This is a genomic window from Streptomyces sp. NPDC048504 (genome assembly GCF_043200035.1).
Taxonomy (GTDB): domain Bacteria; phylum Actinomycetota; class Actinomycetes; order Streptomycetales; family Streptomycetaceae; genus Streptomyces.
In genome coordinates, this window is the sequence record NZ_JBICXA010000022.1 from 20,743 (window position 1) to 42,701 (window position 21,959).

Below are 21,959 nucleotides of genomic sequence, written 5' to 3' on the forward strand. Positions count from 1 at the left end.
CGACCAGCCACGACGAACCCGCAGCGGGCCACCGAGAGCACCCCCTCGGCGGCCCGCTGTTCGTACACACTGGCCCACATGGACATCCTCATCCGCCGAGCGAACCCCACCGAATACGAGACCCTCGGCGAGATCACAGCACAGGCCTACCTCCAGGACGGCCTCCTGGACTTCGGCGAGAGCGACAGCTACCTCGACGAGTTGAGAGCCGTAGCAAAGCGAGCCGCCGCAGCCGACGTACTCGTCGCTCTGAACGACGACCACATCCTCGGCGGAGTGACCTTCGTCCCGTCCGGCGGCCCGATGGCCGACATCGCGAAACCCGGAGAGGCCGAGATAAGGATGCTCGCCGTGTCCCGCGAGGCCCGCGGCCGAGGCGCCGGCGAGGCCCTGGTACGTGCCTGCATCACCCGCGCCCGAACCACAGAAGCCTGCACAACCATCGTCCTGTCGACCCAGAGCTCCATGCACGCAGCCCACCGCATCTACGAACGCCTGGGTTTCGTCCGCACACCCGACCGGGACTGGAATCCCGTGCCACACCTGGACGATCTCACTCTGCTCACCTACAAGCTGACACTCTGAAACCGCCGCGACACAACATCTGGTGGTGCCACGACAACCCGGCACAAGATGTATGCTCATGCTCGCTGTCGCCGCAGGGGAATCCGGTGCGAATCCGGAACTGTCCCGCAACGGTGTACTTACGTGCATATGCACGCATGGTCAGTCCGAGGACCTGCCGACGGCGCGCGTCCGGCCACCCGGCCAGGGCGCATGACGTCCGGGCCTCGTGGAGTGGGCCGGTGGACGCGACGCCCCGTGCGCTCGTGTACTGCCGCCTGCCCTCGGCGAGGCCCCGTGCCGAGCGAGGGAGAGCCCCACCGTGACCATCGCGCCAGCAGAGCCGGCATCAGCGACCCAGGCGAACGAGGCGATCGCGGCGACCACGACCGGACCCGGAACCGCCGTTCCCGGAACGGCCGTTCAGGACGCCGACGGCCCCGGTACCGCGATCCTGCGGACCCTGACCGAGCTGACCGCCGACCTCCCCGACGCCGACCCCGGCCGGGTCGCCGCCGCCACGTTGCGCGGCCGGTCCGCGCACGCGGACGTGGCGGAACTGCGCGAGCTGGCGACGGAGGCGGCCGCCGGCCTCATCTCCGAGGACCCGGTCTACTCCCGGCTGGCCGCCCGGCTGCTGACGATCAGCATCGCCGCCGAGGCCGCCTCCCAGGGCGTCACGACGTTCACCGAGTCCGTCGCCGTAGGCCACCGCGAGGGCCTCATCGCGGACCGCACCGCCGAGTTCGTGACGCTTCACGCGGCCCGCCTCGACGCGCTGATCGACACGGAGGGCGACGACCGCTTCGGCTACTTCGGCCTGCGCACCCTGTACAGCCGTTACCTCCTGCGGCACCCGATCACCCGCAAGGTCATCGAGACCCCCCAGCACTTCATGCTCCGGGTCGGGGCCGGCCTCGCCGAGGACGACAGCGCCCGCGCCCTGGACGAAGTCGCCGCGCTCTACCGCCTGATGAGCCGCCTGGACTACCTCCCGTCCTCCCCCACGCTCTTCAACTCCGGCACCCGGCACCCCCAGATGTCGTCCTGCTACCTCCTCGACTCCCCGCTGGACGAGCTGGACTCCATCTACGACCGCTACCACCAGGTCGCCCGCCTCTCGAAGCACGCCGGCGGCATCGGACTGTCGTACTCCCGCATCCGCAGCCGGGGTTCGCTGATCCGGGGGACGAACGGGCACTCCAACGGCATCGTCCCGTTCCTGAAGACGCTGGACGCCTCGGTCGCCGCGGTGAACCAGGGCGGCCGGCGCAAGGGCGCGGCCGCGGTGTACCTGGAGACCTGGCACTCCGACATCGAGGAGTTCCTGGAGCTGCGGGACAACACCGGTGAGGACGCCCGGCGTACGCACAACCTGAACCTGGCGCACTGGATCCCGGACGAGTTCATGCGCCGGGTGAACGCGGACGGCGACTGGTCGCTCTTCTCCCCCGCCGACGTGCCCGAGCTGGTCGACCTGTGGGGGGACGAGTTCGACGCGGCCTACCGCAAGGCCGAGGCGCAGGGGCTCGCCAAGAAGACCATCCCGGCCCGTGACCTCTACGGCCGCATGATGCGCACCCTCGCGCAGACCGGCAACGGCTGGATGACCTTCAAGGACGCGGCCAACCGCACCGCCAACCAGACGGCCGAGCCGGGCCACACCGTCCACTCCTCGAACCTCTGCACGGAGATCCTTGAGGTCACGGACGACGGCGAGACGGCGGTCTGCAACCTGGGCTCGGTGAACCTCGGCGCATTCGTGGACCAAGCGAACGGTGACATCGACTGGGAGCGGCTGGACGAGACGGTCCGCACCGCCGTCACCTTCCTGGACCGCGTGGTCGACATCAACTTCTACCCGACCGAGCAGGCGGGCCGTTCCAACGCCCGCTGGCGCCCGGTCGGCCTGGGCGCGATGGGCCTCCAGGACGTCTTCTTCAAACTCCGCGTCCCCTTCGACTCGCCGCAGGCGCAGGCCCTTTCCACCCGCATCGCCGAGCGCATCATGCTCGCCGCGTACGAGGCCTCCGCCGACCTCGCCGAGCGCAACGGCCCGCTCCCGGCCTGGGAGAAGACCCGTACCGCCCGGGGCGTCCTGCACCCCGACCACTACGGCGTGGAACTGACCTGGCCGGAGCGCTGGTCGGCACTGCGGGAACGTATCGCCCAAACCGGCATGCGCAACAGCCTGTTGCTGGCGATCGCCCCCACCGCCACGATCGCGTCGATCGCCGGCGTCTACGAGTGCATCGAGCCGCAGGTCTCCAACCTGTTCAAGCGCGAGACGCTCTCCGGCGAGTTCCTCCAGGTCAACTCCTACCTGGTCGACGAGTTGAAGCAGCTCGGCGCGTGGGACGCCCGCACCCGCGAGGCGCTGCGTGAGGCCAACGGCTCGGTGCAGGGCTTCAGTTGGATCCCGGCCGACGTGCGCGCCCTGTACCGCACGGCCTGGGAGATCCCGCAGCGCGGCCTGATCGACATGGCCGCCGCCCGCACCCCGTTCCTGGACCAGTCCCAGTCCCTGAACCTGTTCCTGGAGACGCCGACGATCGGCAAGCTCTCCTCGATGTACGCGTACGCCTGGAAGCAGGGCCTGAAGACGACGTACTACCTGCGCTCACGTCCGGCGACCCGCATCGCCCGCGCGGCCCAGGCCCAAACCCCCATCCCCGTACAGCAGTTGACCACCGACGAAGACGCGGTCGCCTGCTCCCTGGAAAACCCCGAGTCCTGCGAGGCCTGCCAGTAATGACGACCGAAGCCAAGAACCTCCTCGACCCGGGCTTCGAGCTGACCCTCCGCCCTATGCGCTACCCGGACTTCTACGAGCGCTACCGGGACGCGATCAAGAACACCTGGACCGTCGAGGAGGTCGACCTCCACTCGGACGTCGCCGACCTCGCGAAGCTGACGCCGGGTGAGCAGCACATGATCGGCCGGCTGGTCGCGTTCTTCGCGACGGGCGACTCGATCGTGGCGAACAACCTCGTGCTGACCCTGTACAAGCACATCAACTCCCCCGAGGCTCGGCTCTACTTGAGCCGTCAGCTCTTCGAGGAGGCGGTGCACGTCCAGTTCTATCTGACCCTGCTGGACACCTACCTCCCCGACCCGGAGGACCGGGCGGCCGCCTTCGACGCGGTGGAGAACATCCCCTCCATCCGCGAGAAGGCCGAGTTCTGCTTCAAGTGGATCAACGAGGTCGAGAAACTCGACAGCCTCCAGACCCAGGCCGACCGCCGCCGCTTCCTCCTCAACCTCATCTGCTTCGCCGCCTGCATCGAGGGCCTGTTCTTCTACGGCGCCTTCGCGTACGTCTACTGGTTCCGCAGCCGGGGTCTCCTGCACGGTCTCGCCACCGGCACCAACTGGGTGTTCCGCGACGAGACCATGCACATGAGCTTCGCCTTCGAGGTGGTCGACACCGTCCGCAAGGAGGAGCCGGAGCTCTTCGACGACCAACTCCAGCAGCAGGTCACGGACATGCTGAAGGAGGCCGTGGAGGCGGAGCTGCAGTTCGGGCGCGACCTGTGCGGTGAGGGTCTGCCGGGCATGAACACCGACTCGATGCGCCAGTACCTGGAGTGCGTCGCGGACCAGCGCCTCCAGCGGCTGGGCTTCGCACCGGTCTACGGCTCCGAGAACCCCTTCTCCTTCATGGAGTTGCAGGGCGTGCAGGAGCTGACGAACTTCTTCGAGCGCCGCCCGTCGGCGTACCAGGTCGCCGTAGAAGGCACGGTCGACCTGGACGAGGACTTCTAGGGCCCCGCCGGAGGACTCCCCCAGCGGACTCCCAGTCCCCTTTATGTGCCTCTTACTTCGCGGACGGCCCATGGAGCTTCCATGGGCCGTCCATGGAGTTCCTATGGAGCGGCAAAGTTCATGGGGTGCGTCTGTTCGCGGTCTCGTCGCCCCGGCTACGTTCCACCCGTCCTGTTCATGTCATTCATCAGTGGCCCCACAGGACGCTCAAAGTGTCATGCCCATGACGATGCCATCTGCCGCCGCTACGCGCGTCACAGGCCTGCCACCACGCCGAGGAACCCCACTCCCACGATGGAGGCAGTACCCCCATGCGTGAAAAGCCCAGACGGAGTCTGCGAAGACTGCTGACCGCCGCCATACCCGCCCTCACCCTCAGCGTCTTCGGGCTCGTGGCGGCCTCTCCCGCCGGCGCGCAACCCGCCCCACAGGCCGCCGTCCAGTCCGCCCAGGTCTCCAAGGTCACCCAGAACTCCAAGGCCCTGACCGCCCCCGCGGCCCAGGCCGTCCACTCGACCGGCAAGGCCGGCCAGAAGGTGCCGACCGAGCGCCTCTGCGCGACCGCGGCCCCCGGTTCGGCGTCCTGCTTCGCCCAGCGGCGCACCGACATCAAGCAGAAGCTGGCCGCCGCCGTGCACGCGGACGCGGCCGCGGCGGTGTCCGGGCTGAGCCCGGCCAACCTGCACAGCGCGTACGCGCTTCCCTCGACCGGCGGCTCCGGCCTGACGGTCGCCGTGGTCGACGCGTACAACGACCCCAACGCCGAGTCGGACCTGGCCACTTACCGCTCGAACTTCGGCCTCTCCGCCTGCACCAAGGCGAGCGGCTGCTTCAAGCAGGTCAGCCAGACCGGTTCCACCACCTCCCTGCCGACGAACGACACCGGCTGGGCGGGTGAGGAAGCGCTCGACATCGACATGGTCAGCGCGGTCTGCCCGAACTGCAACATCATCCTGGTGGAGGCCACCTCGGCCACCGACGCCAACCTCGGCACCGCCGAGAACGAGGCCGTCGCCCTGGGCGCGAAGTTCGTCTCCAACAGCTGGGGCGGCTCCGAGTCCTCCTCGCAGACCTCCGAGGACACCTCGTACTTCAAGCACCCGGGCGTCGCGATCACCGTCTCCTCCGGTGACGAGGCCTACGGCGCCGAGTACCCGGCAACGTCCCAGTACGTGACGGCAGTCGGCGGCACCGCGCTCTCCACGTCGTCCAACTCCCGTGGCTGGACCGAGTCCGTGTGGAAGACCAGCAGCACCGAGGGCGGCGGCTCCGGCTGCTCCGCCTACGACGCGAAGCCGACCTGGCAGACCGACACGGGCTGCACCAAGCGCATGGAGGCCGACGTCTCCGCCGTCGCCGACCCCGCCACCGGCGTGGCCGTCTACGACACCTACGGCGGCTCCGGCTGGGCGGTCTACGGCGGCACCAGCGCCTCGTCCCCGATCATCGCGGGCGTCTACGCGCTGGCCGGCACCCCCGGTTCCAGCGACTACCCGGCGAAGTACCCCTACTCCCACACCAGCAACCTGTACGACGTCACGAGCGGCAACAACGGCACCTGCTCGACGAGTTACTTCTGCACCGCGGGCACCGGCTACGACGGTCCGACCGGCTGGGGCACCCCCGACGGCACCGCCGCCTTCACCTCCGGCACCACCACGGGCAACACGGTCACCGTCACCAACCCGGGCAGCCAGTCCACCGTGACCGGCTCCACGGCCAGCCTGCAGATCTCGGCCTCGGACAGCGCGGGCGCGACCCTCACCTACAGCGCGAGCGGGCTGCCCACCGGCCTGTCGATCAGCAGCTCGACCGGGCTGATCTCCGGCACCGCGTCCACCGCCGGCACCTACGCCGTGACGGTGACCGCGACCGACTCCACGGGCGCCTCCGGCTCGGCCTCCTTCACCTGGACGGTCAGCACCTCCGGCGGCGGCTCCTGCACCTCGACCCAGCTCCTGGGCAACCCGGGCTTCGAGTCCGGCAACACCACCTGGACCGCCACCAGCGGCGTCATCACCAACGACACCGGCGAGGCGGCACACGCCGGTTCGTACAAGGCCTGGCTCGACGGCTACGGCTCCACCCACACCGACACGCTGTCCCAGTCGGTGACCATCCCGTCCGGCTGCACGGGCACGACCTTCACCTTCTACCTGCACATCGACACCGCGGAGACCAGCACCAGCACGGCTTACGACAAGCTGACGGTCACCGCCGGATCGACCACCCTGGCCACCTACTCCAACCTCAACGCGGCCACCGGGTACGTACAGAAGAGCATCAGCCTCTCCGCGTACGCCGGCTCGACCGTCACGCTGAAGTTCAGCGGCGTCGAGGACTCCTCCCTCCAGACCAGCTTCGTCGTCGACGACACCGCCGTGACGACCAGCTGACCCCTTCATGAGCTGGACCCCGGCCGTCTCGCAGCGGCCGGGGTCCTGTCATGTCCACGGATATTTCACTGCTCACGAGGGATCCGGATGCGTCCGTGACACGTCAAAGGGGCAAAGGAGGCCCCCCATGCGCCGATCGATTCTTGGTCCGTCCCTCGCCGTCGCCACCCTGGCGCTCGCCCTCACGGGCTGCGGCGGCACGAAGTCCGACACCGGCAGCGGCAGCGTGTCGCCGTCGTCGTCCCCCACACCGAGCAAGAGCCGGGCGGCCTGCACGGCGAAGGAGACACTCTCCGCCACCGACACGAGCGGCACGTTCTGCCTGACGACCGGCAACACCGTTCGCATCCTGCTGGACGGGACGACCACCCGCCCCTGGGCGCCGGTGAAGACCGTCGGTACCGGCCTGAAGGCCACCAACAGCGGGATCCTGATCCGGCCCGGCGACGCGAGCAACGCCTACGAGGCGGTCTCGGCCGGGACCGTGAAGCTCACGTCGTCCCGGCCACTGTGCGCGACCGCGCCGCACAAGATCTCGTGCAAGGGCATTCAGGAATGGTCGGTCACCGTCGTGGTGTCGAAGTGATCATCCGGTGGGCGGTCCGGATCTGACGGTCGATGCGCCGGTCGTGCGCGATGCCGAGCAGCGACGGGAAGGTCACGGCCACGAGGATGCCGACGACGGTGAGGAGGGCGATGAGGTTGTCCATGGCTGTGTTCATGGACATGAGTCTCGTCCTTTTGACTCCTTACCGTGAGTGGCGGGACTGCCGTACACCCTCGATTTACTGCCAGTCGTGGCGCACACTGGCAGCATGCTGAAGAACGTGGCCGTGGTCCTGCTCGACGGAGTGCACCCCTTCGAACTCGGCGTCGTCTGCGAGGTGTTCGGCCTCGACCGCAGCGACGAGGGCCTGCCGGTCTACGACTTCGCCGTCGCCTCGGCCGAGGGCCCGACCCTGACCACCCACGCGGGCTTCTCCCTGGCCGTGGAACACGGCCTGGAACGCCTGGAGACCGCGGATCTCATCGCCGTACCGGCCGGTGCGGCCTACGCGGCCCGGGAGTACCCCGAGGAACTGCTCGATGCCCTACGACGGGGCGTGGACCGGGGTGCGCGGGTGCTCAGCGTCTGTTCGGGCGTGTTCGTGCTGGCCGCCGCCGGCCTGCTGGACGGGCGGCGGTGCGCGGTGCACTGGCACCACGCGGAGCTGCTCGCCCGGCGGTATCCGAAGGTCGTCGTGGAGCCGGATGTGCTGTACGTCGACGCGGACCCGGTGATCACCTCGGCAGGCACCGCGGCCGGTATCGACGCCTGTCTGCACATCGTGCGCAAGGAGCAGGGGCCTGAGGTCGCCAACGCGATCGCGCGGCGGATGGTCGTCCCGCCGCACCGCGACGGCGGCCAGGCCCAGTACATCGAGCGGCCGCTGCCGCGCTCGCAGTGCGACACGGTGGGCGAGGTGCTGGTGTGGATGGCGGAGCACCTCAACCAGGAGGTCACCGTCGAACAGCTCGCCGCCCGTGCCCACATGTCACCGCGCACCTTCGCCCGCCGCTTCCAGCAGGAGACCGGGACCACGCCGTACCGCTGGATCCTGCGTCAACGGGTGCTGCTGGCCCAGCAGTTGCTGGAGGGGACGGACGAGACCATGGACGCGATCGCCTGGCGGGCCGGCTTCGGCACCGCGCCCGCCCTGCGCCACCAGTTCGTCCGGGCGCTCGGCACCACGCCGAACGCCTACCGACGCACGTTCAGGGGCCCGGAAGCCGCCTGAACGTACGCCGTCGCGTCTCACCGCGACACGGGCCTGAGCAGCAGCCGGTTCGGGCGGAGGGTGATGCCGACGCGGGTGGTGTCGTTCGAGCCGGACACCTGCTCGAAGCGGTACCTCGTCGCCACCGCCGCCGTGATCAGGCTCAGTTGGGCCATCGAGAAGTGGTCGCTGGGACACTTCCGGTTGCCGTTGCTGAACGGGCTCATGGCGAACTTCGGCACGTCCTTGGACCGTTCCGGAAGCCAGCGGTCGGGGTCGAACTCCGTGTTGTGGGCATATGAACGCGGGTCGCGCTGGATCGCGTACGGGCTGTAGATGATGTCGGCCCCGGCCGGAATCCGATAGCCGCCCAGTTCGGAGTCGGCGACCGCCCGTCGCGTCAATATCCATACGGCGGGACGCAGCCGCATGGCCTCGACGACGACATTGTTCGTGTGCGTGAGCTTCCGGACGTCGTCGAATGCCACCGGGCGGCCGCCCGTCACGGATTCGACCTCTTCGCGTACCTTGTCGGCGTGTTCCGGGTGTTCGGTGAGGACCTGGAGCAGCCACATGATCGTGGACGCGATTGTTTCGCTTCCCGGGGTGAGGATCGCGACGACCTGGTCGTGGATCTCCTGTTCCCCGATCGGATCGCCATTGTCGTCCGTCGCCTCCAGCAATGCCGTCAGCAAATCGTCCGGCTTTTGACCAGATTCGCGCCGCTCGGCCACGATCTCGTCGACGAGGAGGTGCAAATCGGCCAATGCCCGGTTGAATTCGCGGTTGGCCGGGAGGGGCAGCCGGTAGAGCGGTCCCGCCGGTACCACCATCCGCCGGTACATGCCCCGGAAGACGGTGGCGAGCGCGACGCACAGCCGCTCGGCGCGCTCGTCCATGAAGTCGCCGCGCAGCAGACAGCGGGCGGCGATCCGCACGGCGACCCGGAAGGACTCGGAGGTGCAGTCGATCGTCCCGCCGGACTTCCACCGCTCGGTGAGCGCGTGCGCCTCCTCCTCCATGATCGGGCCGTAGGCGGGGATCGCGTCGAGCTTGAACGCGGGCTGGATGATCCGCCGTTGGCGCCGGTGCAGGGGGCCGTTGGCGGTGGCCACGCCCTCCTTGCCGAGCAGTCCCTCCAGGGACTCCCACAGCGGGCCCGCGATGATGAAGTCGGGGTTCAGCGCCAGGGCGCCGGTGAGGGCCGGCGCGGTGACGGCGTAGACCGTCTTCGGGCCGAGGCGGAGCCTCACCACGTCGCCGTGGTCGCGGAGTTGGGCCATGAAGGCCAGGGGGTCGCGGACCAGCTTCCAGCCGTGGCCGAGAAGCGGGACCCTGCCGCCCGCGACGGGCGGCTCAAGCAGTTCCGGCACCTCGGGTGCCGCGGGCTTCACAGACTCGACGGTCATTACTCACCTGCCGCTTCGTTGTTGACGTACGGGGGTGTGGACCGGTCGTCCCAGCTGTCGACCATGTAACGGCCGGACTCGTGGTGGAACCAGTAGACGGTGCTGAACCAGTTCCGCATATTGCCGAGGCAGGTCCGTACCGCGGCGCTCAATTCCTTTCCGCGCACAGTGCCGTCGTCGAGCCGGTCGGCGAGACGTAAGGTGTCCCGTTCCGCGACGAGGAATTCGTCTATGCATTCCTCGATACGGCGCCTCAGTTCGGCGACAGCGTCCTCAAGAGTCAGCCCCTCGTGTTTGATGAGGCTGATTCCGAGATTGTGGACCTCGTCGCCCGCGAGTTCCTTGGGCAGCGAGCAGAGGTCGTTGTACCAGGCGGCGAATTCCTGGCTGAGCAGTGCCGCGCGCCGATATCCCGGGTGTTTCCGCACACTGTCCGGGAGTTCGAGTCCCGCGCTCGCCTCCAGCAGGTCCGTCCATATCCAGTGGGCGAAAGTGAGCCGGCGCAGCGCGAGATAGTCCTCGACGGTGGGGACGGTCCCCTCGGTGCGGTTGCGGAATTCACGGTCGTAGGCCTCGATGACCGCGTGGAAGTGCCGGGCGAACCGCGCGTTCCAGGTGTCGGGCAGGAACGAGTAGATCCGCATCATGCTGTCGGCGAACCCGGCGACCAGCGGGTCCGGGTGGAGCAGATGGTGCCGTGGTGAATCCAGTGCCGCATGCAACCGGAACCTCAACCGCCGCCAGGCGTCGGGGCGTTGGTGCACGATGTCCCGGTCGTGGCGGTCGTCCCAGACGAAGAACCACGCGCTGTAGTCCGCTATCGCCTGGAGCACCTCGTCCGGTGCGCCCAAGTAGTACCCGGCCATCAGGTCCGTGTAGCAAAGACCGTCGGCATATTCCCTTACCTTGTCCGCCGGCATGAGGCGCTTTTCCAGCAGCCAGACACGTGTCTTCTCCTGGAGCCTCGGCCAATACGGATGCAGTTGCCGGGGAAACGCCGCCTCGATCACCGGGAGAGAGAGCGACGGCGGAACCGCGATCACCGTCGTTACCGTTGCCGTTGTCGATGTGGTGCTGTGTGAGAAAGCAGGCACGAACAAACCCCTCTCAGCCGCCAGTTGCGCACGCCCCTCCCGCTGTGCCGGGCGTGCGCCGTTGCGTATCCCCGCACTTCCTATTCAGCACCACAACTGACCGTTCTGGGAACGGATTTGCTCCCTTCACTCCCCCCAAGTGCCGAGAATCCCCCCTTGTGTGACCGATTCTGGATCACTACGCGAGCACAAACGATCGAATGTGCGAGGGACAGACGAACGGCGCCTGGTCAGGGAGTTGCACCTGAACAGACGCCGTGCGTAAGGGAGACGGGTCGACCGCTGGGTCGGCCGGATCAGTCGTTGGCGACCACGGGGTAGCGGGGCTCGTTCTCGGCCATCTGCCGCAGCGCGTCCTTGCGGTCGCGCTTGGAGAGCCGGTCGATGTAGAGGTAGCCGTAGAGGTGATCGGTCTCGTGCTGCAAACACCGAGCGAAGTAGCCGGTGCCGCGGACCTTGATCGGGTTGCCCTTCTCGTCCTGCCCGGTCACCTCGGCGTAGTCGGGCCGTGCGAGCGGCGCATACGCGGTCGGCACGGACAGACACCCCTCGTTGCTCTCGTCCAGATGCCGCTTGTCGGCGGGCAGGTCGACCAGCTTCGGATTGCAGACGACACCGACATGCCGTTTGCCCTCGTCGTCCATGCAGTCGTAGACGAAGACCTTCAGGTCGACCCCGACCTGGTTCGCGGCGAGACCGACGCCCTCGGCGGTGCGCTGCGAGGCGAACATGTCGGCCACCAGCGTCTCCAGCTCCGCGCCGAAGTCGGTGACGTCCCTGCACTCCTTGTGCAGCACCGGATTCCCGACGACCGTGATCGCCCGCGAGACCCCCCGCTCCCGCCAGGCCGCCTCCCGCTCCTCGGTCCCCTCGGTGTCGATGACAAACCCCTCGTCATCCACGGGGAGCACGCCCACGTGCTGCTGATCGGTGTCCTGCTGCGCCATGACCGACGTAAGCCTTCCTGAAAACCAAGGGGGAGAAGTTGCTGATACAGGGTACGTGGAGTTCTTCAGGAGACGCCGGCCTGTGTCAATGGGCGGCGACAACGCCCTGCCTTTGAGGGGCGCGGGACTGTGTCGATGTGCGGCTCCGCCGCGCGAGCGCGCCCTGTCTTTAAGGGGCGCGGGGAACTGCGCGACCAGCCACGACGGCGCGGCACCCGACCAACGACCTCAGCAGACCTCTTCCAAGTCCCGCCAGTCCCGTGAATCAGGGCTGTCGGCAACCCACCCGTCCAACAGCCCCCTGACGAGCGACGCCGGCGCAGCCAACCCACACTCGCGCTCAGGCACCCACAACTGCCCATCCGTCCGATGCCCCAGCGGCCCAGGATGCCCAGGCTCACTGTGATCATGCGGATCGAGATGCTCCCCGTCACCCTCATCGGACGGCATCCGGGACTCGGAACACATCCGGCACAGCAACCGCACGGAAGACGACCAGTCCTCCGCCGCGAACCCCGCATCCGCCGCCAACTGCTCCAGCGCATCCCGATCGGCCTCGGCGGCAGCCTCCAGCAGGACGACCCAGGTAGGCACAGGAGACGGCGCCCACAACTCGATCTCGTCGAACACGGGGTACGAGTGCCCGGCGGCGGTCGTCCGCTCCCCGTGCGGCACGCCGTCATGGAGCACAACCTCACCCCACCGCCGCCCGGACGAGGGAAGCGGAATGGACAGCACCTCGATCCGCGCGGGGTCCAGCCGCCGCCCCCAGACCACCTCGGCCTCACCCTCGGGAGAGAGCCGTACAGCCGCACTGCCGAGATCCATCCCGGCCGGCTCACCCGCCCCGGTGACCCCGCCCGGCACCCGCAGCCCGTACGCCTGCCAGGCCCGCCGGGCCAGCGGCCAGTCCTGCAGGGCGGTGGCCGCGATGCCGACGTTCCACCAGTCAGGCGCGCCGGCCTCCCGGTCGAGCAGCGCGACGGCCCGCAGCCCGGCAGCCCGCGCCTGCTCCCAGTCGTGCCGGAACTTGTGCAGCAGGGCGAGGTTGAACCAGGACTCGGACAGCCAGGGCTCCAGATCGGCGGCCCGCGTCAGCAGCGCGCCCGCGTCCTCGTACCGGCCGTCGCCGATCAGCGTGAACGCGCGGTCTGTGGCCTGCCGCCAGGAGGCGGAGGGCCGGTGCCGTCCCTTGCCGAAGATCCTCACGATTCCCGCCTGCCAGTTCCGTTCAGTGGGCTGGCTCTGCCCCCGGACACCCTCTTCTTCGCATCCAACCACGTACGGCTGGGAGGGCGCTCATTACCCATGGGTTACCCAGCCGAAGGCAAGGTCAGACAGTCCCGGGACAGTACCCGGGCCAGTGCTTCCACGACCTCGGGAGCGTAGTCCCCGGCGGTCCCGAGGCGCAGCTCCTCCAGCGCCTGCAGAGGCCCGCCGGGGCCGCCTGCCCGGGTTTTCTCCTCGTACGCGTTCACGGCCCGGACGATCCGCGCGGACAGCGGCTGCTCCCGGCACGGGTCGGCCTGCCGCTCCACGACGGCAGCCACCTGAGGACTCACCCCGGTCTGCCGTACGACGGCCCCGCCGAGCAGCGCTATCCGCCGCTGCTCCTCCGTAGGGAGTACGGCGGTGGCGCCGGCCGGTACCGGGTCGACGAGGCTGAGCTGGCCGATGTCGTGCATCAGGGCGGCGTACTCCAGGACGGTGAGGTCGGGCTCGGACAGCCCCAGGTCCCGCCCGACCGCCTGACACAGCGCGGCGACCCGGCGGGCGTGCCCCGCAGGCGTGTAACCGGCTATCTCGGTGGACCGGGCGAGGGAGGCGATGGTCTGCCGGTAGGTGTCCCGTACGGCCGCGTACCGCCGGAGGGACAGCTGGGTCAGCAGCAGCGGCAGCGAGAACACGGGCAGCGCCCACAGCCCCACGACGGCGACCGCGAGCGCCATCACCGCGCCGGTCGCGCACACGGCCGACCCGATCCCGAGCATCCCCCGCAGCTCGTCCCGCAGCAGCGGCCCGAACGGCCACCGCGTCCGCGAGTGCGCGAGCGCGGCGGCCAGTACAGCGTCGCAGAGCGCGGTGAGGGAGAGCAGCGCGACCAGGAGCAGGGCGTAGGCGGGGCCGCCCCAGTGCCTGAACACACCCTGGTTGTACAGGGGTTGGAAACAGACGGCCGCGAAGCCGACGGTCAGGACGCGGCGCGCCATGTGGTCGGGGGTGCGGCTGTGGCCGCGCGCGATGTGCGGGACGCAGCCGACGAGTGTGGCGGCGACGACCACGGCGACGGTCTGGAAGACGCCGTGGTGGGTGGGGTTGCCGGCGTCGGCACCGAGCAGGGCGTAGGAGAGGGCGGCGGCCGCCCCGAGCGGGGCGGTTTCCCTGAGACCGGTCGTCCCGTTCCATCGGCTCAACTCCCCTACGGCGACGAGGACTCCGAAGGCGAGGGCGACGGGGGGTTCTTCGAGGCCGGTCCAGAGGGTGAGGGTGAGGGAGGTGAGGGCTAGGAGGGCGGCGGAGGTGTGGATGAGGGTGAGGATCAGAGGGGGCCGGGGTGAGGGCATTGCGTCAGCCCCTCAGCACAGTGGAAACGGGTGGGCTGGGTGGGAGAACAATGGACGGCTGGACCTCGTCGGCGGTCACCGCCGGATGCCACCCACACCGCCCCAGCGCCCGCACCAACGCCCGAACCATCAACGGGTCGAACTGAGTTCCGGCACAGCGCGACAGCTCCTCCAGCGCGACAGACACCGGCCGAGCCCGGCGGTAGGACCGGGTGGACGTCATCGCGTCGAAGGCGTCGGCGACAGCAACTACCCGCGCGGACTCCGGGATCTGACTCCCCAACAGCCCGTACGGATACCCGCTCCCGTCCAACCGCTCATGGTGGTGCAGGACAGCCGCACGGGCCTCCCCCAGGAAACCAATGCCCCGCACCATCTCGTGCCCGTACTCGGGATGCAGTTCGATCACCCGCCGCTCCTCGGGAGTGAGCGGCCCGTCCTTGCGCAGCAGGCGCGTGGGAACGCCCAGCTTCCCGACGTCGTGCAGGATCCCGGCGAAGCGCAGCACCTCCACCCGTGAGTCGTCCATGCCGAGCTCGCGTGCGATCATCATCGACGCCTGCCCGACCCGCTCACTGTGCCCGCGGGTGTACCCGTCCTTGATGTCGACGGCCTGGACGAGAGCACGGATGGTGGCCTGATGGGCGGCGCGTTCCCGGTGGTACTGGGCGAACACCCACCAGGACACCCCCATCGGCAGCAGCACGAGCAGCGCGGCGACGGGGCCGTAGGGACTGCGCCACAGGACGGCCATCATCAGCCCCGCGAGCCCGTGCACGCCGATGGGCGCCAGGGACCGTAGGAACAGCCCTCGCCAGGCCCGCCGTACGGGCATCCTCCCCCACTGCCCGAAAGGCGTGGGAGGTGCCCCCACGGCCAGCGCGAGAATCCCGCCGTCGAGCACGGTCAGGACCAGGCAGAACGCGAGGACGGCGGCCAGGGCGGGCACCAGCGCGTACGGGAAGTCGGACGCGACGACGGCGTTCCGCCCGCCCAGCGCCCAGTGCACACGGGCCGCCGCCCACACGCCCAGCGCGAGCTGCGCGGCCCGCCAGCTGCGCCGCAGCCAGGGCGAACCCTGTTCGACATGGGAGAACAGCGCCCCCGGCAGCGGCACGAGCGCGGCGGCGGGGGGCGGGAGGAGGAAGGCCGCGGCGAGCAGCACCGGGTAGAAGGTTCCCGCGAAGCGGCGCCGGGCGACCTGCTCGCAGCCGGCGTAGAGCGCCGCCAGCAGTACGACCGCCCACCAGGGTGCGTGGACGGTCGGCAGCGGGAGCAGACACCACAGGGCGCCCAGGACGACACAGACGACGTACGCACGTGCCCGTGCCGGTGTCGCCTCCATGGCTGACGCCCTTCCCCCGACCATGCCTGTCCAGGCCGAGGAGCCTAGGGCGGGCGGGGGAGGGCTGCGGGCGTATCACCCGCGAATTAGCACGTTCGAGTGACGATCGCCCGTTCAGGAAACGGTCAGCAGACCGAGACCCAGGTCAGGACCGAGGTCAGGACTCCTGGGGGGCGGCCGTCAGGTCGTGCTCGGGCACGGCCTGCCCGGAACGGATCAGATCGAGCCGCCCCAGGACCTTGGCCCGCAGGTCGGTCGGTACCTCGTCCTGACCGCAGCACCGCTTGACCAGCTTCTTCACGGCCTCTTCGAGCCCGTACTTCTCCAGGCACGGCGAGCACTCCGTGAAGTGCTGCTTGAACTTGGCGCGGTCGACGTCCGGCATCTCGCTGTCGAGGAACTCGTAGAGATGGTCGAGGACCTCACTGCAGTCCGTTTCGTGCGGCTCTCCGCAGCTCATGAGCCCGAGCCTTTCGCTTCGTTCGACTCTCCGGCACCGGCCGGGACCAGGCCGCGGTCACGCGCGTAGTCCTCAAGCATGCCGCGCAGTTGACGACGGCCGCGGTGCAGCCGGGACATCACCGTACCGATGGGTGTCCCCATGATGTCCGCGATCTCCTTGTACGCAAAGCCCTCGACGTCCGCGAGATAGACGGCGATGCGGAATTCCTCGGGGATCGCCTGGAGCGCTTCCTTCACGTCCGAGTCGGGCAGGTGGTCGAGCGCCTGCGACTCGGCGGAGCGCAGACCGGTCGACATGTGCGACTCGGCGCGCGCGAGCTGCCAGTCCTCGATCTCCTCGGCCGCGGAGCGCTGGGGTTCACGCTGCTTCTTGCGGTACGAGTTGATGAACGTGTTGGTGAGAATCCGGTACAGCCACGCCTTGAGGTTCGTGCCCTCACGGAACTGGTGGAAGGACGCGTACGCCTTCGCGTACGTCTCCTGCACCAGGTCCTCGGCGTCGGCCGGGTTTCGCGTCATGCGCAGCGCGGCCGAGTACATCTGGTCGAGGAATTCGAGCGCGTCCCGCTCGAAGCGCGCACTGCGCTCCGAGGTCGATTCCGCTGTGACCTCGCTCGTGCCCTGGCCCTCGGGCTGCTCCGCCTGGCCGTGTTCGGTCCCTGCGTCGGTACCGGGAACCGGACCCACCTCCTCAAGATTCCGGGTGGCCTCGAAGCCGATGCCACCAGAATCGGAGGATAGACGACGATCCGGTCCGCCCGCCGCCCCAATAGGGGTGGCCTTGGTCGCGCGCAGCACCGACCAGTCCAGGTCGGAGCGGCTGCTACGGGACGGGCAGAAGGTCGAACCCATGCGGCGGACTTCCTTTCTACGACTCTCTCTGTCCGCCTCAACAGTGGTAAGGGCCCCGGCATTCCCGCCCCTTACCCAAGTGTTCGAGTCCACTCCACCACGCGCCCCGTGATGATCTCCAGGGCCTCGTCCTGCCCGATCTCCGCCCGCTTGGGCACCGCGAAGCCATGATCGCCGTACGGCACCTCGACCAGCCCGAAGTCTCCCTCCGGGAACTCCGCCGGTTTCCCGAAGGGGTCGTTCCCGCCCTGCACGACGAGCGTGGGCACCCCGGCCCCGAGCAGTTCAGCGGCCCGCGACTTCTCGGGCCTGCCCGGCGGATGCAGCGGAAAACTCAGGGCGAGGACGGCGGCCGCCCCCAGCTCCACAGCCGTACGACAGGCCACGCGGGCTCCGGCGCTGCGGCCCCCGGAGACCACCGGCAGCCCCGGCTTCGCGACCGCCGGCCAGATCCCGCGCCACCCCACGTCGAGCGTCTTGGGCGCCGGCGCCACCTTCTTCCCGGCGACCCGCCAGGGCTGCTCGACCAGCGCCACGCTCACCCCGTGCCCGGGAAGCACGGCGGCGAGGGCCTGCAGATCCCGCGCCTCGATGCCGCCACCGGCACCATGGCTGACGGCGAGGACGAGCCGCGCCTTCGTGGCCGTGTGCCAGGTGATGCGGGCGGTCCCCGCGTCGGTCTCGACGGTCTCGCTGGAAATGATCTCGCTCACGTCAGAAGAGTGTGCCCTCTTCGGGCCCCTCCAGCTCCTTCAGCAGCTCCGGCCCGTTGTTGCGGACGTTGCTGACAGCCGTGGACACCGGGTACGCGCGCATCAGCCCGGCGGGCGGCGGGGCGAGCAGCTCGCGCAGGTCGTCCGGGTCGGTGCGGGACGGGTCGAGCCAGGAGTCCCAGCGGTCCGGGGTGAGCATCAGCGGCATCCGGGGATGGATGTCGGCCAGCGCGTGCGGCCCCTCTTCCGGCGCGACCGCCAACGGAGTCGTCTCCGCCTCGGTGGTGATCACCGAGCAGGTGACCCACCAGGCCAGCGGATGGTCGTCGGGCAGGGTCCGGTCCCGCCAGAACTCGTACAGCCCGGCCATCGCGAAGACCGACCCGTCGGCGGGCAGCACGAAGTACGGCTGCTTGCGCTGCCGCTTCTTCTTGCCCTCGACCTCCAGCTCCCGCTCGTCCTTGGCGGTGACCCACTCGTAGTAGCCGTCGGCGGGGATGATGCAGCGCCGGGCGGCGAAGGCGCGACGGTACGACGGCTTCTCGTGCACGGTCTCGGCACGCGCGTTGATCATCCGGGCACCGCCCTCGGGCGTCTTCGACCAGCTCGGCACGAGCCCCCACTTGAGCCGACGGAGCTGGCGAACCGGCTTCGGGCTGTCCGCGTCCTTAAGTGGACGGTCGAGGACTGCATAGACCTCTTTGGTCGGGGCCACGTTGTAGTCGGGGGCCAGAGCCTCCTCGGGCTCCCACTTCTCGATCTCAAAGACTCCTGCGAGATCCTCGGGCCCACGACTCGCTGCATACCGTCCGCACATACGTGCCAGACTGCCAGATTCGACGACCACCACGGGAGCCTCCGCCGCCAATGGACAGCACCGCAATCACCTCGTTCAGCGCCCTCTGGGACGAGGTCTTCGGCAGCCAGCCCGACCCCGACCTGTGGGTGGTGATCGCCACCATGGTCGCCGCGCTGGCCGTGGTCGTCCCGCACGGTCTGTGGCGCCTCTCCCGCAATGCCATCACCATCGCCCACGAGGGCGGCCACGGCCTGGTGGCCCTGCTCACCGGCCGCACCCTCACCGGCATCCGCCTCCACTCCGACACCAGCGGCCTCACGGTCAGCCGCGGCAAGCCGCACGGCCTCGGCATGATCCTCACGGCAGCCGCCGGCTACACCGCTCCCCCACTCCTGGGCCTGGGCGGCGCGGCCCTCCTGGGCGCCGGCCACATCACCCTCCTCCTGTGGCTGTCGACCCTCCTCCTGATAGCCATGCTGGTCATGATCCGCAACGCCTACGGCGCCCTCACGGTCATCCTCAGCGGAGCAGCCTTCCTGCTCGTGTCCTGGCTGACGGGCCCCCAGGTGCAGGCGGCCTTCGCGTACGCGGTGGTGTGGTTCTTGTTGCTGGGGGGAGTCCGCCCGGCTTTCGAGCTCCAGGCGAAGAGGGCACGGGGCGGCGCGGGCGACTCGGACGCCGACCAACTCGCCCGTCTGACCCACGTACCGGCAGGCTTGTGGTTCTTCCTCTTCCACTTGGTGTCACTGTGCTCGCTGATAGGCGGCGGCAGGTGGCTGCTGGAGCTGTGACAAAGCCCCGAAGGGGCGAGTCACAAACGGCGCGGGGCTGTATCCATGTGCGGCTCCGCCGCGTGGGCGCGACCAGCCTCAACGGCGCGGCACCCGAAAGACGGCCTACTTATACAGTGGGTCACATGGCCCCGAACAACGACCAAACCGCCCTCTGGCCCGCCCCCACAGCCGCCGGAGCCGTCAACGCGACGGTCCACGTCCCGGGGTCCAAGTCGGTAACCAACCGCGCCCTCGTCCTGGCCTCCCTCGCCAGCGAACCGGGCTGGCTGCGCCGCCCCCTCCGCTCCCGGGACACCCTCCTCATGGCAGCCGCCCTGCGCGCGATGGGCGTAGGCATCGAGGAGGGCGTAGGCGCGGAAAAGGGCTCCGGCGAGTTCTGGCGGGTCATCCCCTCGGGCCTGCACGGCCCGGCCACGGTCGACGTCGGCAACGCGGGCACCGTCATGCGCTTCCTTCCCCCCGTCGCCGCCCTGGCCGACGGCCCCATCCGCTTCGACGGCGACCCGCGCTCGTACGAACGCCCCCTGCACGGCGTGATCGACGCCCTCCGCGTCCTCGGCGCCCGGATCGACGACGACGGCCGGGGCGCGCTGCCCCTGACGGTGCACGGCGGAGGCGCGCTGGACGGCGGCCCGGTGGAGATCGACGCGTCCTCGTCGTCGCAGTTCGTGTCCGCCCTGCTCCTCTCCGGCCCGCGCTTCAACCAGGGCGTCGAGGTCCGCCACATCGGCTCCTCGCTCCCCTCGATGCCGCACATCCGGATGACGGTCGACATGCTGCGCGCGGTCGGCGCCCAGGTCGACACGCCGGAGTCGGGCGGCGAGCCCAACGTCTGGCGGGTGACCCCGGGCGCGCTGCTCGGCCGGGACCTGACCGTGGAGCCGGACCTGTCCAACGCCCAGCCGTTCCTCGCGGCGGCGCTCGTGGCCGGCGGCAAGGTCGTCGTACCGGACTGGCCGGCGCGGACGACCCAGCCCGGTGACCGCCTGCGGCAGATCTTCACCGAGATGGGCGGTTCCTGCGAACTGACCGAGTACGGGCTGGAGTTCACCGGTTCGGGTGCGATCCACGGCATCGACGTGGACCTGAGCGAGGTCGGCGAGCTGACCCCCGGCATCGCGGCCGTGGCGGCCCTCGCGGACTCGCCGTCAACTCTGCGGGGTGTCTCCCACCTCCGCCTGCACGAGACCGACCGGCTGGCCGCGCTCACCAAGGAGATCAACGAGCTGGGCGGTGACGTGACCGAGACCGCCGACGGTCTGCACATCCGCCCGCGCCGCCTGCACGGCGGGATCTTCCACACGTACGAGGACCACCGCATGGCCACCGCGGGCGCGATCATCGGCCTCGCGGTCGAGGGCGTACAGATCGAGAACGTGGCGACGACCGCGAAAACCCTCCCGGACTTCCCCGACCTGTGGACCGGGATGCTCGGGAGCGACGGGGCGTAGGGGACACACGCCATGCGTCGCTACGGCAAGAACACCGACGAGGACGACATCCGCCAGCGCCCGAACCGCAAGGGCAACCGGCCGCGCACGAACATCCGCCCCAAGCACGAGGAAGCGGTCGAGGGCATGGTCGTCACCGTCGACCGGGGCCGGCTGACCTGCCTGGTCGAGGACCGGGTCGTGATGGCGGTCAAGGCCCGCGAACTGGGCCGGAAGGCGGCGGTGGTCGGCGACCGCGTCGGCATCATCGGCGACCTCTCCGGCGACAAGGACACCCTCGCCCGCATCATCCGCATCGAGCCGCGCACCTCCGTGCTGCGCCGCACGGCCGACGACGACGACCCGTACGAGCGCGTGGTCGTCGCCAACGCCGACCAGCTCGCCATCGTCACCGCCCTCGCCGACCCCGAGCCGCGCCCGCGCCTCATCGACCGCTGCCTGGTCGCGGCCTACGACGGCGGCCTCGACCCGCTGCTCGTCCTGACCAAGTCGGATCTGGCCTCACCGGACGAACTCCTGGAGATGTACGGCGCGTTGGGCGTCCCGTACGTCGTCACGAGCCGCGAGGAGCTGGAGAACGGCACCGCGGTGGAGCGGGTCCGCAAGCAACTGGACGGCAAGATCACGGCGTTCGTCGGCCACTCCGGTGTCGGCAAGACGACCCTCGTCAACGCGCTGGTCTCGCTGGAGCGGCGGCGCAGCACCGGCATCGTCAACGCCGTCACCGGACGCGGCCGGCACACCACGACCTCGGCGCGCATGATCCCGCTGCCCGACGACTCCGGCTGGGTCGTCGACACCCCGGGCGTCCGTTCCTTCGGCCTGCACCACGTGGACCCGTCCCGGGTCATCAAGGCCTTCCCCGACCTGGAGCCGGGCACGGCCGACTGCCCGCGCGCGTGCAGCCACGACGAGCCGGACTGCGCCCTGGACCAGTGGGTGGCCGACGGCCACGCGGACCCGCAGCGGCTCTATTCGCTACGGCGGCTGCTGGCCACCCGGGAGCGAACCGAGGGCGACTGATCACCGCCTGACCACCGCGTGTTT

The 21,959-nt window shown here is 69.5% G+C and carries 20 protein-coding genes and 1 riboswitch; of the genes, 9 read left to right on the plus strand and 11 right to left on the minus strand.

The window, feature by feature from the left end; all coding sequences use genetic code 11:
• The first annotated feature begins 78 nt into the window (after positions 1 to 78).
• The 5 genes from ACGFY9_RS41595 to ACGFY9_RS41615 all read left to right on the plus strand — a co-directional run bounded on the left by ACGFY9_RS41595 (position 79) and on the right by ACGFY9_RS41615 (position 7,311).
• Positions 79 to 585, plus strand: a complete 507-nt coding sequence (locus ACGFY9_RS41595) for a GNAT family N-acetyltransferase (RefSeq protein ID WP_393763237.1) — start codon at positions 79 to 81, stop codon at positions 583 to 585.
• 22 nt (positions 586 to 607) lie between these two features.
• Positions 608 to 762, plus strand: a riboswitch (cobalamin riboswitch).
• Between the two features lie 175 nt (positions 763 to 937).
• Positions 938 to 3,316, plus strand: coding sequence for a ribonucleoside-diphosphate reductase subunit alpha (locus ACGFY9_RS41600; RefSeq protein ID WP_393763527.1), 2,379 nt, complete (start codon positions 938 to 940; stop codon positions 3,314 to 3,316).
• Positions 3,316 to 4,329: a ribonucleotide-diphosphate reductase subunit beta gene (locus tag ACGFY9_RS41605; RefSeq protein ID WP_262055759.1), complete on the plus strand. Its 1,014-nt coding sequence runs from the start codon at positions 3,316 to 3,318 to the stop codon at positions 4,327 to 4,329. The genes ACGFY9_RS41600 and ACGFY9_RS41605 overlap by 1 nt, the downstream gene beginning before the upstream one ends.
• A gap of 311 nt (positions 4,330 to 4,640) precedes the next feature.
• Complete coding sequence (locus ACGFY9_RS41610) at positions 4,641 to 6,725, plus strand: putative Ig domain-containing protein (RefSeq protein WP_393763239.1); 2,085 nt, start codon at positions 4,641 to 4,643, stop codon at positions 6,723 to 6,725.
• Positions 6,726 to 6,852: 127 nt separating this feature from the next.
• The gene (locus ACGFY9_RS41615; protein WP_393763241.1) at positions 6,853 to 7,311 is read left to right on the plus strand and encodes a hypothetical protein; all 459 of its coding nucleotides are present in this window, start codon (positions 6,853 to 6,855) and stop codon (positions 7,309 to 7,311) included.
• Here the strand turns inward: ACGFY9_RS41615 and ACGFY9_RS41620 are convergent.
• The gene (locus ACGFY9_RS41620) at positions 7,289 to 7,453 is read right to left on the minus strand and encodes a hypothetical protein (RefSeq protein ID WP_329257156.1); all 165 of its coding nucleotides are present in this window, start codon (positions 7,451 to 7,453) and stop codon (positions 7,289 to 7,291) included. The genes ACGFY9_RS41615 and ACGFY9_RS41620 overlap by 23 nt on opposite strands.
• 87 nt (positions 7,454 to 7,540) lie before the next feature.
• Here ACGFY9_RS41620 and ACGFY9_RS41625 point away from each other — a divergent pair, with 87 nt between their 5' ends.
• Complete coding sequence (locus ACGFY9_RS41625; RefSeq protein ID WP_393763243.1) at positions 7,541 to 8,503, plus strand: GlxA family transcriptional regulator; 963 nt, start codon at positions 7,541 to 7,543, stop codon at positions 8,501 to 8,503.
• Positions 8,504 to 8,520: 17 nt separating this feature from the next.
• Here the strand turns inward: ACGFY9_RS41625 and ACGFY9_RS41630 are convergent, their stop codons facing one another.
• The 10 genes from ACGFY9_RS41630 to ACGFY9_RS41675 form a co-directional block, all read right to left on the minus strand.
• Complete coding sequence (locus ACGFY9_RS41630) at positions 8,521 to 9,891, minus strand: cytochrome P450 (protein WP_393763245.1); 1,371 nt, start codon at positions 9,889 to 9,891, stop codon at positions 8,521 to 8,523.
• Positions 9,891 to 10,985, minus strand: coding sequence for an epi-isozizaene synthase (gene cyc1, locus ACGFY9_RS41635; protein ID WP_393763247.1), 1,095 nt, complete (start codon positions 10,983 to 10,985; stop codon positions 9,891 to 9,893). Before cyc1 ends, ACGFY9_RS41630 begins: the two co-directional genes overlap by 1 nt.
• A 296-nt stretch (positions 10,986 to 11,281) precedes the next feature.
• The gene (def, locus tag ACGFY9_RS41640) at positions 11,282 to 11,932 is read right to left on the minus strand and encodes a peptide deformylase (RefSeq protein WP_393763249.1); all 651 of its coding nucleotides are present in this window, start codon (positions 11,930 to 11,932) and stop codon (positions 11,282 to 11,284) included.
• 228 nt (positions 11,933 to 12,160) lie between these two features.
• Positions 12,161 to 13,141: a tetratricopeptide repeat domain-containing protein gene (locus ACGFY9_RS41645; RefSeq protein WP_033282065.1), complete on the minus strand. Its 981-nt coding sequence runs from the start codon at positions 13,139 to 13,141 to the stop codon at positions 12,161 to 12,163.
• A gap of 104 nt (positions 13,142 to 13,245) precedes the next feature.
• Positions 13,246 to 14,496, minus strand: a complete 1,251-nt coding sequence (locus ACGFY9_RS41650; protein ID WP_393763251.1) for an HD-GYP domain-containing protein — start codon at positions 14,494 to 14,496, stop codon at positions 13,246 to 13,248.
• Positions 14,497 to 14,500: 4 nt separating this feature from the next.
• A complete protein-coding gene (locus ACGFY9_RS41655) occupies positions 14,501 to 15,841 on the minus strand; it encodes an HD-GYP domain-containing protein (protein ID WP_393763253.1) in 1,341 nt (446 codons plus the stop codon).
• Positions 15,842 to 15,998: 157 nt separating this feature from the next.
• Positions 15,999 to 16,301 (minus strand): mycothiol system anti-sigma-R factor, encoded by a 303-nt coding sequence (gene rsrA, locus ACGFY9_RS41660; protein WP_393763255.1) that lies wholly within the window; start codon positions 16,299 to 16,301, stop codon positions 15,999 to 16,001.
• On the minus strand, positions 16,298 to 16,990 hold the full coding sequence (sigR, locus tag ACGFY9_RS41665; RefSeq protein WP_033282150.1) for an RNA polymerase sigma factor SigR: 693 nt from the start codon (positions 16,988 to 16,990) through the stop codon (positions 16,298 to 16,300). The genes rsrA and sigR overlap by 4 nt, the downstream gene beginning before the upstream one ends.
• 236 nt (positions 16,991 to 17,226) lie before the next feature.
• Entirely contained in the window at positions 17,227 to 17,859 is a 633-nt protein-coding gene (locus ACGFY9_RS41670) for an alpha/beta family hydrolase (RefSeq protein WP_393763530.1), read from the minus strand.
• 10 nt (positions 17,860 to 17,869) lie between these two features.
• The gene (locus ACGFY9_RS41675; protein WP_393763257.1) at positions 17,870 to 18,685 is read right to left on the minus strand and encodes an SOS response-associated peptidase; all 816 of its coding nucleotides are present in this window, start codon (positions 18,683 to 18,685) and stop codon (positions 17,870 to 17,872) included.
• Positions 18,686 to 18,735: 50 nt separating this feature from the next.
• Here ACGFY9_RS41675 and ACGFY9_RS41680 point away from each other — a divergent pair, with 50 nt between their 5' ends.
• The 3 genes from ACGFY9_RS41680 to rsgA all read left to right on the plus strand — a co-directional run bounded on the left by ACGFY9_RS41680 (position 18,736) and on the right by rsgA (position 21,935).
• A complete protein-coding gene (locus ACGFY9_RS41680) occupies positions 18,736 to 19,458 on the plus strand; it encodes a M50 family metallopeptidase (RefSeq protein WP_393763259.1) in 723 nt (240 codons plus the stop codon).
• 125 nt (positions 19,459 to 19,583) lie between these two features.
• The gene (gene aroA, locus ACGFY9_RS41685) at positions 19,584 to 20,912 is read left to right on the plus strand and encodes a 3-phosphoshikimate 1-carboxyvinyltransferase (protein ID WP_393763261.1); all 1,329 of its coding nucleotides are present in this window, start codon (positions 19,584 to 19,586) and stop codon (positions 20,910 to 20,912) included.
• A 12-nt stretch (positions 20,913 to 20,924) separates the two neighbouring features.
• Complete coding sequence (gene rsgA / locus ACGFY9_RS41690) at positions 20,925 to 21,935, plus strand: ribosome small subunit-dependent GTPase A (protein ID WP_033282058.1); 1,011 nt, start codon at positions 20,925 to 20,927, stop codon at positions 21,933 to 21,935.
• The last annotated feature ends 24 nt before the right edge of the window (positions 21,936 to 21,959 follow it).